Source organism: Nocardia sp. FDAARGOS_372, from assembly GCF_002554515.1.
GTDB lineage: Bacteria > Actinomycetota > Actinomycetes > Mycobacteriales > Mycobacteriaceae > Nocardia > Nocardia farcinica.
Genome location: NZ_PDDW01000001.1, coordinates 3,570,882 through 3,584,506 on the forward strand (window position 1 = coordinate 3,570,882; position 13,625 = coordinate 3,584,506).

Sequence of the window (13,625 nt, forward strand, 5' to 3'; positions counted from 1 at the left end):
GGGCTACCTGGTTGGTGACAACTGTAGTTCCAAGAAAGTGCGCAGAAAACCGCGCAGATCTGGAGGGAGCAGAGGATGGCGGCCATGAAGCCCCGCACCGGGGACGGTCCCCTCGAGGCAACCAAAGAAGGGCGTGGAATCGTCATGCGGGTTCCACTCGAGGGTGGCGGGCGTCTGGTCGTCGAGCTCACGCCGGATGAAGCCGCTGCGCTGGGTGACGAACTGAAGAGTGTCACCAGCTAGTACCTCGGCCCTGGCCGATGTGGCCTGTCTGCTGGCCTGCCCCGAATGTGGGCAGGCCTTGCAGGTTCAGGAGCGGGCGCTGCGGTGCGCCCGCGGCCACAGTTTCGACATCGCCAAACAGGGATACGTCGGCCTGCTCACCGGTGCCTCGACCAAGATGACCGGTGACACGGCGGACATGTTGGACGCCCGCGCTGCCTTTCAGCGCGGGGGCCATTTCACGCCCATCGCCGACGCGGTGGCGGCGGCGCTCCCCACGGGTGCCGCGACGCTGCTCGAGGTCGGCGCGGGCACCGGGTACTACCTCGCCCGTGCACTCGACGCCGTGCCGCGCGCCACCGGCATCGCGCTCGACGTCGCCAAACCGGCGGCGCGGCGCTGCGCCCGCGCGCACCCGCGGGCGGCGGCCGTGCTGGCCGACGCCTGGCGGGGGCTGCCGGTGCGCGACGGCGTGCTCGACGCGGTGCTCACGGTGTTCGCGCCGCGCAATCCGGCCGAGGCGGCGCGGGTGCTGGCGCCGGACGGGCGCTACCTCGTGGTGACGCCGACACCGGCTCATCTGCGCGAAGTCGTCGGCCCGCTCGGCATGGTCGGGGTCGACCCGGACAAGGACCGCCGCGTCGCGACGGCGATGGCGGGGCATTTCGACCCGGCCGAGCGCGTGGTGGTCGAGTACCCGATGGCGCTGGGCCGTGCGGACATCGCGCAGCTGGTGGGGATGGGCCCGTCCGCGCACCATCGCGACGACACCGACGCCGCGCGCCTGGCGGCGCTGCCCGACCGGATGAGCGTCACCGCCTCGGTCACCCTCGCGGTCTATCGGCCGCGGCACTGATCACGCGGCACTGATCAGCGGGCCCGCTCACGCCTTCCGGACGTGCTCGTACACCTCGATCGTGCGGGCGGCGATCCGGGTCCAGTCGAAGTCCGCGATCGCCCGTGCCCGCCCGGCCTCGCCGTAACGGGCGGCCAGCGCCGGGTCGCCCGCGACCGCGTTGACGGCCTCGGCCAGCCCGCGTTCGTACTCCTCGGCGGCGAGCGCGTCGTAGTGCACCAGCCGCCCCGTCACGCCGTCGTCGACGACCTCGGGGATGCCGCCCACGTCGGACGCGACCACGGCGGTCGCGCAGGCCATCGCCTCCAGGTTCACGATGCCGAGCGGCTCGTACACCGACGGGCACACGAACACCGCCGCCGCCGCCAGGATCTGCCGGATCTGCTCGATGGGCAACATCTGCTGCACCCAGAAGACGTTCTCGCGCCCGGCCCGCAGCCGCTCCACCGCCGCGGCGGTCTCGGCGGCCAGCTCCGGGGTGTCCGGCGCGCCCGCGCACAGCACGACCTGGATGTCGGGATCGAAGTTCCTGGCCGCCGCGAGCAGGTGGCCCACCCCCTTCTGCCGGGTGATCCGCCCGACGAAGGCGACGATCGGCAGGTCCGGCCGCACCCCCAGTTCCTCGAGGACCGGGCGCTCGCCCGGCACCGGCGCGCCCGGATGCCAGAGGGTGGGGTCGATGCCGTTGTGCACCACGTGGACCCGGTCGGGGTCGATGGCCGGGTAGGCGTCGAGGACGTCGTGGCGCATGCCCTCGCTCACCGCGATCACCGCGTCGGCGTGCTCCATGGCGTTGCGCTCCGACCACGACGAGATCCGGTAGCCGCCGCCGAGTTGTTCGGCCTTCCAGGGTCTGCGCGGTTCGAGGGAGTGGGCGGTGAGCACGTGCGGGATGCCGTAGAGCGTCGCCGCCAGATGCCCGGCCAGGCCGGTGTACCAGGTGTGCGAGTGCACCACATCGACCTCGCCCGCCGCGTCGGCCATGCGGAGCTGGGCCGAGAGCATCCGGACCGCGGCATTGGCTCCGGCCAGGGCCGGATCCGGTTCGTGGACCACGGCATCGGCACGCGGGGCACCCATGCAGTGCACGGTCACCTCGCTCAGGGTGCGCAGCCGCGCGGTCAGTTCGGTGACGTGGACACCCGCGCCGCCGTAGACCTCGGGGGGATATTCGCGGGTGAGCATCGCGACGCGCAACCGCTCCCGGGACTCGCCCGTCTCGCCGGATCCCGCCGCCGAGCGCCCGTCGTCCGTGCCGAAACTCACCGGTCCAAACTAGACGCTGCACCCGCGACGGGCCACCCGCGCCCCGCCGACACTGTAGTTTGGGCAGTGTGAGGAGCCAGCCGCACGTACTCGGGATCGTGCTCGCCGGTGGCGAGGGAAAACGCCTCTTTCCGCTCACGGCTGACCGGGCGAAGCCGGCCGTCCCCTTCGGCGGCGCGTACCGCCTCATCGATTTCGTGCTGAGCAATCTCGTCAACGCGGGCTATCTACGGCTGTGCGTGCTCACCCAGTACAAGTCGCATTCGCTGGACCGCCACATCTCGCAGACCTGGCGACTGTCCGGCTTCGCCGGTGAGTACATCACCCCGGTGCCCGCGCAGCAGCGCCTCGGCCCGCGCTGGTACACCGGCAGCGCGGACGCGATCATGCAGTCGCTGAATCTCATCTACGACGAGGACCCCGATTACATCGTCGTTTTCGGCGCGGATCACGTGTACCGGATGGACCCCGAGCAGATGGTCTCCCACCACATCGATTCCGGGGCGGGTGTCACCGTGGCGGGCATCCGGGTGCCGCGCAGCGAGGCCAGCGCGTTCGGCTGCATCGACTCCGACGAGTCCGGTCGCATCACGCAGTTCCTGGAGAAGCCCGCGCACCCGCCCGGCACCCCGGACGACCCGAACATGACCTTCGCCTCCATGGGCAACTACGTGTTCACCACCAAGGTGCTGGTCGACTCGATCCGCGCGGACGCCGAGAACTCCGATTCCGACCACGACATGGGCGGCGACATCATCCCCGCGCTGGTGGAGGCGGGCGAGGCGGGGGTCTACGACTTCGCCGACAACCAGGTGCCGGGCGCCACCGACCGCGACCACGGCTACTGGCGCGACGTCGGCACCATCGACGCCTTCTACGACGCCCACATGGATCTGGTGTCGGTGCACCCGGTGTTCAACCTCTACAACAAACACTGGCCCATCCGCGGCGCCGCGGAGAACCTGCCGCCCGCCAAGTTCGCGCAGGGCGGGCTGGCCCAGGAGTGCATCGTCGGCTCGGGCAGCATCCTGTCGGCGGCCACGGTGCGCAACTCGGTGCTCAGCTCCAACGTCGTGGTCGACGACGGCGCCACCGTGGAGGGCAGCGTGCTCATGCCCGGTGTGCGCATCGGCCGCGGCGCGGTGGTGCGCCGGGCCATCCTCGACAAGAACGTGGTGGTCGGCGAGGGCGAGATCATCGGCGTCGATCTCGACCGCGACCGCGAGCGGTTCGCCGTGAGCAACGGCGGTGTCGTCACCGTCGGCAAGGGCGTCTGGGTCTGAGTCGGGCCGACGCCCGGCGGCCGTGCGGACCATGCGTCCCGGGCGCGGTCAGGGCGCCGGGGTGGCCGGACAGAACGGTTCGCACGGGCCCGGGGTACGCGGCGCGGTGGTCGCCGGGTCGTCGCCGTCGAAATCCGCGGTGACCACCAGCGCGGCCAGCACGATCGCCGCCAGCAGCAGCAGCGCGAACACCACTGTGGCGCCGCCCCATTCGACGCGGCGGCGGTCGTCGTCGTTGTCGAGGAAGAACACGGACCCGTCCCTTCCGTGGGCCGCCGCCGCATCGGCTCACTGCGGGGGTGGCGGAGTCCCGGTGCAGAAAGGTTCGCACGGGCCGCTGGTCGGCACCACCTTCGCCGGCCCGGTGTCGAAATCGGCATTGCTGACCCAGACCAGCACACCGATCGCCACCAGCACGGCCAGCAGGAAGAAACCCACGCCGACCAGCAGCCAATTGACCGTGCTCTTTTCCTTCGCCACATCGGTGACATGGCCGTAATAGATGATTTCGGACGCCCGATTCCACATCATCGCCGCCGCTCCTCTCGAATTCTGCGCGGCGCCGGGAATTCCCGGGCACCACACGCGATCCGAGGAACGCCGAGGCGTCCCGGCCCGGCTCGTCGTCGGATACCCGGCGACCTCCCGGCGAATCAGCGTGGGTGAGATGAACGGTGCCACAGGGCAATTCGCCGCGCGAGCGGGGACAGTCGCGCGCGCTCCGAGAATCCGCGTGGGCGACGAGAACTCGCGTCGGCGCAGAACCGCGGCGCAGGATTCAGCCGCGTGAGGCGCAGAGCAGGCCGTCGCCCACGGGAATCAGCACGCAGGTCAGCCGCGGGTCCTCGGCGATGGCGCGGGTGGCCGAGCGCACCGCCTGGGTGACCGCGTCGCGCTGGGTGGGATCGGGCACCCGGCCGCCCAGCAACGCGTTGTGCAGGATGATCGCACCGCCCTCGCGGAGCAGCCGGACGCCCTGGGCCACGTACTCGGGATGTTCCAGCGGCGCGGCGTCGACGAAGACCAGATCGTAGGCGCCGTCGGCCAGCCGCGGCAGCACGTCGAGGGCGCGGCCGTTGATCAACCTGGTGCGCGCGGGTGGGATGTCGGCGGCCCGGAAGGCCTCCTTGGCCGCGCGCTGATGCTCGGGTTCGGAATCGATCGTGGTCAGCGTCCCGTCCTCGCGCATGCCGTCCAGCAGCCACAATCCGCTGATGCCCGCGCCGGTGCCGACCTCGACGACCGCCCGTGCGCCGAGCAGCTGGGCGTACATGCTGAGCAGGGCGCCGACCGAGGGCGGCACGGGTGCCGCACCGAGTTCGGTGGCCCGCTCGCGCGCGCTGACGAGGATCTCGTCCTCCACGACGGATTCCTCCACGTAGGCGAGATTTCGCTCCAGGTTCGATGCCACGGGTATGAGGCTAATGGGACGGACGCGCGATCGGCGTCACGACAACAGCAAACCGGTGCCGCCGGTTTTCTCAGCTGTCCCTCAGTATCTCCATATCCAGGGCATATCGGGACAGGAAAGAGTGGACCCAGGCAAGACCAGACGACCGCGGACACCGGCGGCGGGAACAACGGCACACCCGATGTTCGTTGTAAGCCGTACGCGACGGTTCGAGATCCGGACCGCAGCGGGAGCCGCGTGTTTACGGTCCCGAGTAGGAGGTAGCCCCATCCACATGGTCAAGGGTTCGTTCGCGACACTACCGGGGCACGAGGCGGCCGAGGCAGCCGCTGCCGGTGTGCCCACCATCCCGGCCGACTATACGGTGCCGACCGCCACCACCCCGATCGACGACGAACCGGCCGCTTCCGACGCCGACCCTGCCACCGCCGACCTTGCCACCGCCGAGGAACTCTCCGGCACCGCCGCCTTCGACGCGACGGGTGACCGCTCGGTCATGCCCTCCTGGGACGAACTGGTCCGCGAGCACGCCGACCGGGTCTACCGGCTGGCCTACCGCCTCTCCGGCGACGCGCAGGACGCCGAGGACCTCACCCAGGAAACCTTCATCCGGGTGTTCCGCTCGCTGTCGAACTACCAGCCCGGCACCTTCGAGGGCTGGCTGCACCGCATCACCACCAACCTGTTCCTGGACATGGTGCGCAGGCGCAACCGGATCAGGATGGAGGCGCTGCCCGAGGACTACGACCGGGTGCCCGCCGAGGGTCCCGGCCCCGAGCAGGTCTACCACGACGCCCGGCTCGACCCCGACCTGCAGTCCGCGCTGGACTCGCTGGCGCCGGAGTTCCGCGCCGCCGTCGTGCTCTGCGACATCGAGGGCCTGTCCTACGAGGAGATCGGCGCGACGCTCGGCGTCAAGCTGGGCACCGTGCGCAGCCGGATCCACCGCGGCCGCCAGGCACTGCGCGAGTACCTTGCGCATAATGGATCGCAGCAGCGGTACACCGCTGACGCGAACATCGGGTGACCGCCGGAATCGGTCGGCACCCGTCCGGTGGACGACGGTCGGAAGGTGAGCACCGTATGAGTGGCGAGTCCAGCACGTCCGGTCGCGCGCGCGGCGCGGGCCGTCCGGGCCAGGGCAGGCCCCCGCGATTCGCTCCGACCGAGCATCTGGCCAGCGAAGCCGTCGTCGCCTACGTCGACGGCGAACTCCGCATGAACGCCTACCTGCGCGCGGCCCAGCACATCTCCGTGTGCCCGGAGTGCGCGGCCGAGGTCGAGGCGCAGCAGCAGGCGCGTATCGCGTTGCGGCAGTCCGGCCCGATCGCGGTGCCGCGCAGCCTGCACGACAGCCTCTCGCGCATCCCGCTCGCCGAACTGCCCGGCCCGGTCGAGAACTCCGGCCCCCGGCAGGCCGGGAATGCCCGCCACGAGGCAGTTTTCGGTTTTCTCCCCGATTCGTTCACCGCGACCCGGTGGACCACCTGGTGGCGCAAGTAGAGTTTGGCGCGTGACCACCGAATCGCAGCACAACGGACCTGTGTCGGACACGCGAACCGCTGCCGGCGACACCTCCGATTCGGCGGCTGACAGGGGGAACCTGAGGCCGCCGGACGCGCCCGTGCTGGGGCCGCGGCCGGTCTATCGCCCCCACGTCGACTCACACACCGCGCACGCCTTCCGCCGCCCGGCCGGCCAGCGCGGCTCCTTCGCCGAGCGACCACCCGCCCCGCAGACCGGCGATCAGGCGGGCGACCGGCTGACCCAGAACCGCCCGCCGGACGCGGTGCTCGCCGAGGCCTTCGGTCGTCCCGAGGGCTCCGACGAACTGCTCCAGCGCGACCCCGATGCCGCCGACGCCGCCCCGGCGCCCCCGGCTCCCGCCGACCCGTGGCGCGATCCGAACTCCGGTGCCCGCCTCGGCGCGCCCGCGGTGGCCACCCCGCAGCCCGAGCCGCTGCCCGCCTCCCGCAAGCTGACCGCCCGGGAAGTGCTGTTCGGCGCCCGGGTGGCGCCCAAGGCGCTGGCACTGCTGGCCGCGGTCGCCCTGGCCATCGGTGTGGTCGGCGGACTGGTCGGCAGGCTCACCGCCGAGACGAGCACCAACCTCACCTCGCGCAAGGTCACCCTGGAGCAGACCGAGAGCACCGACCAGCCGCACGGCCAGATCGCCCAGGTGGCCAACGCCGTGCTGCCCTCGGTGGTCTCCATCCGCACCACGGTCGGCGAGAACGGCTCGACCGGCTCCGGCGTGGTCATCGACGGCGCGGGCTACATCGTCACCAACAACCACGTGATCTCGATGGCCGCGCAGGACAAGAGCGGCCGGGCGAGCATCCAGGTCACCTTCTCCGACGGCAGCCGGGTGCCCGCGAACATCGTCGGGCGCGACCCGAAGACCGATCTGGCCGTGCTCAAGGTGGATGTGAAAAACCTCACCGTGGCCCGGCTCGGCCGCTCCGACGACGTGCAGGTCGGCGACGACGTGCTCGCCATCGGCTCGCCGCTCGGCCTGAGCAAGACCGTGACCTCCGGCATCGTCAGCGCACTGCACCGGCCGGTGAAGCTCTCCGGCGAGGGCAGCGACACCAACGCCGTGATCGACGCGGTGCAGACCGACGCCTCGATCAACCCGGGCAACTCCGGCGGTGCGCTGGTGGACATGGACGGCCAGGTCATCGGCATCAACTCCGCCATCCGCAGCGAGACGGGCGGCTCGGTCGGCCTCGGGTTCGCCATTCCGGTGGACACCATGACCGAGGTCGCGCAGAGCCTGATCCGGGACGGGGTCATGCACCACCCGATGATCGGGCTCTCGGCGCGCACCAAGACGGTCGCCAACGAGGTGATGAGCGGCGCCGCGGTGGCCGACGTGGCGCCCGGCGGGCCCGCGGACAAGGCGGGCATCGTGGAGGGCGACGTCATCGTGAAGGTGGGTGACCGGGAGGTCACCGGGCCCGAGGAGCTGACGGTGGCGGTGCAGGCGCGCGAGATCGGCGAAACGGTGACGGTGACCCTGATCCGCGACGGCAGGCAGGTGGACGTGCCTGTGACGTTGGAATCCGACTGACACGGCCGCCGAATCCCCAGGTAGCCTGGTTTCGTGTTCAGCAACATCGGCTGGGGCGAGATGATGATCCTGCTCGTCGCCGCGCTCGTGATCCTCGGCCCGGAGCGTCTGCCCGGGGCCGTGCGCTGGACCACGCGCAGCCTGCGCCAGCTCCGCGACTACGCCAGCGGCGCGACCGCACAGCTCAAGGAGGAGCTCGGCCCGGAGTTCGACGATCTGCGCAAGCCGCTGGCCGAACTCAACGAGCTGCGCGGGATGACGCCGCGCGGTCTGGTCACCAAGCACCTGCTCAACGGCGACGACACGGTGCTGCGCGATCTGGAGAAGGCGGTCCCCACCACGGCCGATCTCTACGGCACGAACAGCGGGATGCCGGACTTCCCGAAGCCGAAAATGGAAAAACCTTTGGCGCGCAACGAGCATCCCCCGATCGACACCGACGCCACGTGAGTCACAGGTCCTCGGCGTGTCACGCGCGGCACGCCGAGTGATCGCCAAACCGACTGGGCTGTAGGAAAGTACGGCCGTCAAGCCGGATTTACGCCGTCGGCTGTCGAGCTGTCTAAACTTCGGACATGTCGGCCGATGACGTGGCGCGGGTCTTCGCGATCGAGGACAAGGTCGAAAGACTCAAGGCGGCCACCGAGGGGGTGGCGGCTGCGCAGCAGACGATCAACGAACTCACCAGAATTCGCCGTGCGGTGATCAGGGAACTGCACGCCGAAGGCTGGACCTTCGCCAGAATCGGTGCGGCCGCCGGACTTTCCCGCGCCCGCATCCACCAGGTGAGCACCCAGGGCCCCGCACCAGAGGGCCTGTTCTTCGGGCACGGCGCGCTGACCGTGCTCACCCCGGAGGCCCGTGCCGGTCGCCTGCCCGGCGCCCCCGACCCGACCGCGGCCGACCGGCTCGCCGAACTGTTGCGGGAGTTGGGCTTTCCCGCCACCATCGAGTACTTCGCGCCGGGCCGCCCGGTCGACCTCAATCGCGACGGTGTGATCGTGCTCGGCGGACCGGAGCTCTCCCCCACCCTGCGCCGGTTCGTCGCCGCCGATCCGCGCCTGCGGCGCACCGTGGCCCGGCCCGGCGATTCGCGCCGCGCCATCGAGGACCGCGCCGCCCGCCGGGTCTACCGGCCCGCCGGACCGGAACCGCACGACATCGCCTACCTGGCCCGATTGCCGCGCCCCGACGGCCGGGGCAGCTGCCTCATCATCGACGGATTGCACCCGCCCGGTTCGCTCGGCGCGGTGCGTCTGCTCGCCACCCGCCTGGCCGGCTTGCACGAACGCGCCGAGCACCACCTGTTCTCGGTGCTCATCGCGGTGCGCTACGACCGCTCGACCGGCGAACCCGTCGACGCCGACCTGCTCACCCCCGTCTACCGGCACCTGGGCGACCCCCGCCCGAACGGCCAGCGGCCCCGTTGACCGATCGGTAACTGGAAACCGTCCGAAGGCAGGGTTTTTCGTGCGCTCACCGCCGTTGTGTTCCTGCTCACGCCACCCCTGAACTCGCGACACCCCGCACGGTGCTTAGATTGCCGACAGATAACTATCCTCGGATAGGGTGGACACCGGACTCTGCGAATCCGGCGTCCGCACTCGGCATCCGCCACGACGGCGCGGCGGCAGACACTGCGGGAAGGCGACGATGAACCTCATCGTGATCGTGGGCATCGCGGTCTTCGTGGCCGCCTTCGTCGGCGTCGTCGTCGGCGTGATCCGTCGCACCGAGGGGCCGGGACCGCAGATCACCGTCGCCGAACTCCAGGCCAGATTGGCGGAGGAGGCTCGCTCGCCCGGGCACACCGGGGAGATCCCGCAGGTCGCGCGGACGGCGGAGGACGGCACGCCGGCGCAGGAGCCCGGCCGCGCCATGGACGCGGCGGCCGAGCGGGTGGACGGCGGTTCGCGTTCCGAGACCCGCGAGGCGGACACCGCCGGAGCTGCCGCTGTCGCGACGACCCCGCAACCCGACCCGGACCCGGCAAGCCGCCGGCCCACCGCGAGCGCGACCACCCCGCAATCCGCAGCGAACCCGGCGAAGCCGATGTCGGCCGCGAAACCGAGCCCGCAGAACACCGGCGGCGGTGCGGCCGCGGCCCCGGCCCCACGGAACACCGGCGGTGACGCGGCCGCGGACCCGGCCCCGCCGAACACCGGCGGCGCCGCGGCGAGCGAGAACGATCCCGCAGACGACGGTGGTGCCCGCAAGCCGGCCGAACGCGAATCCGCCGCCGGCTGACGACTCGCCCCGGCGCAGGCCGGGCACCGGAAACCCGTGCGGCGCCGGCGACTTCCCGCGGCGCACGGCGACCAGAACCCACTGGTTCGAGCAACGATTCCGCGTCGCACCGACCCGAAAATCCAGCGCGGCCCATCGATTTGCCGCGACGGCGGCCGCCGCGCTGGATAGCATCACAGCATCGGTTGGTCGGGGCGGGACGGCCGGTCGGAAGGGGTGGTTGCCGTGCGGGAGATGGTGGAACGGCTGCTCGAGCTGGTGCCGCGCGGACCGACGGTGCTGGCCCGGGTGGTGGGCACGAGCGGGCCGGGGCCGCGCGAGCCGGGGGCGGCGATGATGCTCGGCCCCGACGGCACCGTGTTCGGCTCCCTGTCCGGCGGCTGTGTCGAGGCCGCGGTGGTCGCGGCCGCGCAGCCGGTGATCGCGGGTGGTCCGGCGACCCTCGAGCGCTTCGGATACGTGCGGGAGGACGCCGTCGAGGTCGGGTTGCCGTGCGGTGGCGAACTCCGCGTCTTCGTGGAACGGGTCGACAGCTCCCGCCTGCCGGTACTCGAACGCCTGCGCCGGGCCCTGGCCGCGGGCGAACCGGTGGTCCTGGCGACGACGCTCGACGCCGACGCGGCATGGAGCGTGCTCGACGATGGCGAACCCGGCGACGGGCTCCGGCACGAGGCCGCCGCGCTGCTGGCCGAGGGCCGTAGTGCCGTCGCCGCGGCGGCGCCCGTCTTCCTGCACGTCGCGCCCGCTCCGCCACGCATGATCGTCAGCGGGGCCAACGACTTCGCCCGCGCGCTCACCGGCGTCGGCGGCCGACTGGGCTACCGGGTGACCCTGGTCGATGCCAGGGCGGCCTTCGCCCAGCCCGCCCGGTTCCCCGCCGCACACGAGGTGGTCGTGGACTGGCCGCACCGATATCTGGCGGCCGAGCAGGCGGCCGGACGGATCGATGCCCGCACGGTGGTGTGTGTGCTCGGCCACGACGCCAAGTTCGATGTGCCGATGCTGCGGACCGCGCTGACCCTGCCCGGCGTGGGGTTCGTCGGCGCGCTCGCCTCCCGGCGCACCCACGCCGCACGGCTGGCCCGGCTGCGCGAGGACGGACTCGACGAGGCCACGCTGGCCCGCCTGCACAGCCCCCTCGGCCTGGACCTCAACGCGCGTACACCGGAGGAGACGGCGATATCCATCGTCGCGCAGATCCTGGCCGAACGCTCGGGAGCCACGGGCCGGGCGCTGGACCGAATGAGCGGCCCCATCCACCGCTGACCCGCTCAGGCTGTGTCCAATTCCGCCCGAGCGGGACGCCCTACGCGGCCACACTCCGCTCCCACTCCGGGCGCTGACCCGCTCAGGCTGTACCCGATTCCGCCCGAGCGAGACGCCCTACGCGGCCACACTCCGCTCCCCCTCCGGGCGCTGACCCGCTCAGGCGGCGGCGCGGGTGGGGCGGAGGGTGTTCATCGGGGGGCGGTCGGTCAGGGAGACCTCGGTGCTGCGGGCGGTGAAGGTGTCGTCCACCAGCGGGAACTGGGTGAGCGCCGCGCCGGAGTCGACGACGCCGCTGCGGCCGAGCACGGTGCCCAGGATCTGCCTGCTCATCACCCCGAGGTCGGACAGCGGCCGGTTGCGGTGGGTTCGCACACCCAGGTTGACCTGGCCGATGGCCGACAGGCCGAGCCGGTCGTAGGTGTCGAGCAGCAGCCCGATCTCCACGCCGTAGCCGGGAGCGAACGGCACGGAGGTAAGCAGTTCCCTGGTGCCCGCGTATTCGCCGCCGAGCGGTTGCAGCACCGCGCACAGTTCCGGCCGCAGGGCGGCCAGCAGCGGCCGCGCGACCAGTTCGGTGACCCGGCCGCCGCCGTGCGCCTCCACCGCCGAGCCCTGCCGCAGCGGGCGCCGGTAGTAGGCCTTGACCAGGTGCATGTCCTCGACCAGCAGCAGCGGGCCGAGCAGCTTGGGCACGAAGGCCGGGTCGGGGTCGATGAGATCGGAGTCGACGAAGGCGATCAGGTCGCCGCTGGTGACGGCCAGCGAACGCCACAGCACCTCGCCCTTGCCCGGCACCGGGTCGAGTTCGGGGACCGCCTGCTCCCGGGTGACGACCTCGGCGCCGGCCGCGCGCGCCCGTTCGGCGGTGGCGTCGGTGGAACCGGAGTCGAGCACCACCAGTTCGTCGACCAGTGTGCCCACCAGCGGGCGGATGCTGGCGACGACGTCGGCGACGGTGCGCTCCTCGTTCAGGGCGGGCAGCACCACCGACACGGTGCGCCCGTTCTTGGCGGCGATCAGCTCCTCGACCGCCCATTCGGGGTTGTCCCAGGTATTCGTGCTCGCCCAGGCGGACTCGCGGTGTTGGATTTTCATACCAGACCTCGCAGGGTTCGTGCGGGGGGCCGGATGCCCTGGATCGCGGCGATCATGTCCACCACCCGCCGCGTGTGCGCGACCTCGTGAACGCGGAAGACCCGGGCGCCCGCGGCGGCGGACCACGCCGTTGCTGCCAATGTGCCCTCCAGTCGTTCGGAAAGACCGACACCTAGAGTCTCCCCGATGAAGTCCTTGTTGCTCAGCGCCATCAGGACCGGCCACCCGCTGTTTACAAGAACGTCCAATCCCCGCAACAGTTCGAGCCCGTGATAGGTGTTCTTGCCGAAATCGTGGGTCGGATCGATGAGGATCGAGTCCGTGCGCACGCCCGCCGCGGCCGCCCGCTCGGCGGCGGCCACGACGGTCTCGGTGACCTCGGCCACCACGTCGGCGTAGCGGACGCGGTGCGGGCGGGTGCGCGGAACGGCGCCGCCGGTGTGGCTGCACACGATGCCTGCACCGTGTTCGGCGGCCACCCGCACCAGTTCCGGGTCGGCGCCGGCCCAGGTGTCGTTGATCAGGTCGGCGCCCTCGGCCACGGCGGCCCGCGCGACCTCCGAACGCCAGGTGTCGACGCTGATCAGCAGGTCGGGATAGGCGGCGCGGATGGCGGCCACGAACGGCACCACCCGCCGCGTCTCCTCGGCGGCGTCGACCTCGCTGCCCGGGCCCGCCTTCACCCCGCCGATGTCCACCAGGTCGGCGCCCTCGGCGACCGCGCGGTCGACGGCGGCCATCGCGGCCTCGTCGGTGAAGGTGGCGCCGCGGTCGTAGAACGAGTCCGGGGTGCGGTTGACGATGGCCATCACCAGCGCCCGGTCCGTCGCGACCGGCTTGCCGCACAGGGTGGGCAGCGGCGCTGCGGGCGGGCTGAACATGACCACGACTGTACCGAGGGCC

The 13,625-nt window shown here is 71.6% G+C and carries 16 protein-coding genes; 10 read left to right on the forward strand and 6 right to left on the reverse strand.

All coding sequences use genetic code 11. The features are described from left to right. Window positions 1-75: 75 nt before the first annotated feature. Both CRM89_RS17040 and CRM89_RS17045 read left to right on the forward strand, forming a co-directional pair. Window positions 76-243 carry a DUF3117 domain-containing protein gene (locus tag CRM89_RS17040; protein WP_011211259.1) on the forward strand — a complete coding sequence of 56 codons (168 nt, stop codon included), beginning with the start codon at window positions 76-78 and terminating at the stop codon, window positions 241-243. Next, window positions 230-1,078 carry a putative RNA methyltransferase gene (locus tag CRM89_RS17045; RefSeq protein ID WP_098084988.1) on the forward strand — a complete coding sequence of 283 codons (849 nt, stop codon included), beginning with the start codon at window positions 230-232 and terminating at the stop codon, window positions 1,076-1,078. The genes CRM89_RS17040 and CRM89_RS17045 overlap by 14 nt, the downstream gene beginning before the upstream one ends. Before the next feature lie 27 nt (window positions 1,079-1,105). Here the strand turns inward: CRM89_RS17045 and glgA are convergent, their stop codons facing one another. Next, complete coding sequence (glgA, locus tag CRM89_RS17050) at window positions 1,106-2,275, reverse strand: glycogen synthase (RefSeq protein WP_098087024.1); 1,170 nt, start codon at window positions 2,273-2,275, stop codon at window positions 1,106-1,108. Between the two features lie 137 nt (window positions 2,276-2,412). Between glgA and glgC the strand changes: the two genes are divergently transcribed. Further along, entirely contained in the window at window positions 2,413-3,627 is a 1,215-nt protein-coding gene (glgC, locus tag CRM89_RS17055; RefSeq protein ID WP_011211262.1) for a glucose-1-phosphate adenylyltransferase, read from the forward strand. 48 nt (window positions 3,628-3,675) lie between these two features. Here the strand turns inward: glgC and CRM89_RS17060 are convergent, their stop codons facing one another. The 3 genes from CRM89_RS17060 to CRM89_RS17070 form a co-directional block, all read right to left on the reverse strand. Beyond that, entirely contained in the window at window positions 3,676-3,879 is a 204-nt protein-coding gene (locus CRM89_RS17060) for a hypothetical protein (protein ID WP_041560390.1), read from the reverse strand. A gap of 36 nt (window positions 3,880-3,915) precedes the next feature. Further along, window positions 3,916-4,308 carry a hypothetical protein gene (locus CRM89_RS30460; RefSeq protein ID WP_127516237.1) on the reverse strand — a complete coding sequence of 131 codons (393 nt, stop codon included), beginning with the start codon at window positions 4,306-4,308 and terminating at the stop codon, window positions 3,916-3,918. A 97-nt stretch (window positions 4,309-4,405) separates the two neighbouring features. Continuing rightward, complete coding sequence (locus CRM89_RS17070; protein ID WP_011211264.1) at window positions 4,406-5,038, reverse strand: O-methyltransferase; 633 nt, start codon at window positions 5,036-5,038, stop codon at window positions 4,406-4,408. Between the two features lie 274 nt (window positions 5,039-5,312). Here CRM89_RS17070 and sigE point away from each other — a divergent pair, with 274 nt between their 5' ends. The 7 genes from sigE to CRM89_RS17105 all read left to right on the forward strand — a co-directional run bounded on the left by sigE (window position 5,313) and on the right by CRM89_RS17105 (window position 11,624). Continuing rightward, a complete protein-coding gene (gene sigE, locus CRM89_RS17075; protein ID WP_228822019.1) occupies window positions 5,313-6,065 on the forward strand; it encodes an RNA polymerase sigma factor SigE in 753 nt (250 codons plus the stop codon). A 56-nt stretch (window positions 6,066-6,121) separates the two neighbouring features. Next, window positions 6,122-6,541: a hypothetical protein gene (locus CRM89_RS17080; protein WP_086842297.1), complete on the forward strand. Its 420-nt coding sequence runs from the start codon at window positions 6,122-6,124 to the stop codon at window positions 6,539-6,541. Between the two features lie 10 nt (window positions 6,542-6,551). Then, a complete protein-coding gene (locus tag CRM89_RS17085) occupies window positions 6,552-8,111 on the forward strand; it encodes a S1C family serine protease (RefSeq protein ID WP_011211267.1) in 1,560 nt (519 codons plus the stop codon). 33 nt (window positions 8,112-8,144) lie between these two features. Beyond that, entirely contained in the window at window positions 8,145-8,561 is a 417-nt protein-coding gene (tatB, locus tag CRM89_RS17090) for a Sec-independent protein translocase protein TatB (RefSeq protein WP_011211268.1), read from the forward strand. A gap of 125 nt (window positions 8,562-8,686) precedes the next feature. Further along, window positions 8,687-9,541, forward strand: a complete 855-nt coding sequence (locus CRM89_RS17095; RefSeq protein ID WP_098084990.1) for a hypothetical protein — start codon at window positions 8,687-8,689, stop codon at window positions 9,539-9,541. A 223-nt stretch (window positions 9,542-9,764) separates the two neighbouring features. Beyond that, window positions 9,765-10,358, forward strand: a complete 594-nt coding sequence (locus tag CRM89_RS17100) for a hypothetical protein (protein WP_098084993.1) — start codon at window positions 9,765-9,767, stop codon at window positions 10,356-10,358. Window positions 10,359-10,583: 225 nt separating this feature from the next. Further along, on the forward strand, window positions 10,584-11,624 hold the full coding sequence (locus tag CRM89_RS17105; RefSeq protein WP_172964534.1) for an XdhC family protein: 1,041 nt from the start codon (window positions 10,584-10,586) through the stop codon (window positions 11,622-11,624). Between the two features lie 159 nt (window positions 11,625-11,783). On the opposite strand, the gene CRM89_RS17110 is transcribed toward CRM89_RS17105, so the two are convergent. Both CRM89_RS17110 and folP read right to left on the reverse strand, forming a co-directional pair. After that, on the reverse strand, window positions 11,784-12,722 hold the full coding sequence (locus CRM89_RS17110) for a glucosyl-3-phosphoglycerate synthase (RefSeq protein ID WP_011211272.1): 939 nt from the start codon (window positions 12,720-12,722) through the stop codon (window positions 11,784-11,786). Next, complete coding sequence (gene folP, locus CRM89_RS17115) at window positions 12,719-13,603, reverse strand: dihydropteroate synthase (protein WP_098087026.1); 885 nt, start codon at window positions 13,601-13,603, stop codon at window positions 12,719-12,721. The genes CRM89_RS17110 and folP overlap by 4 nt, the downstream gene beginning before the upstream one ends. Window positions 13,604-13,625 lie beyond the last annotated feature (22 nt).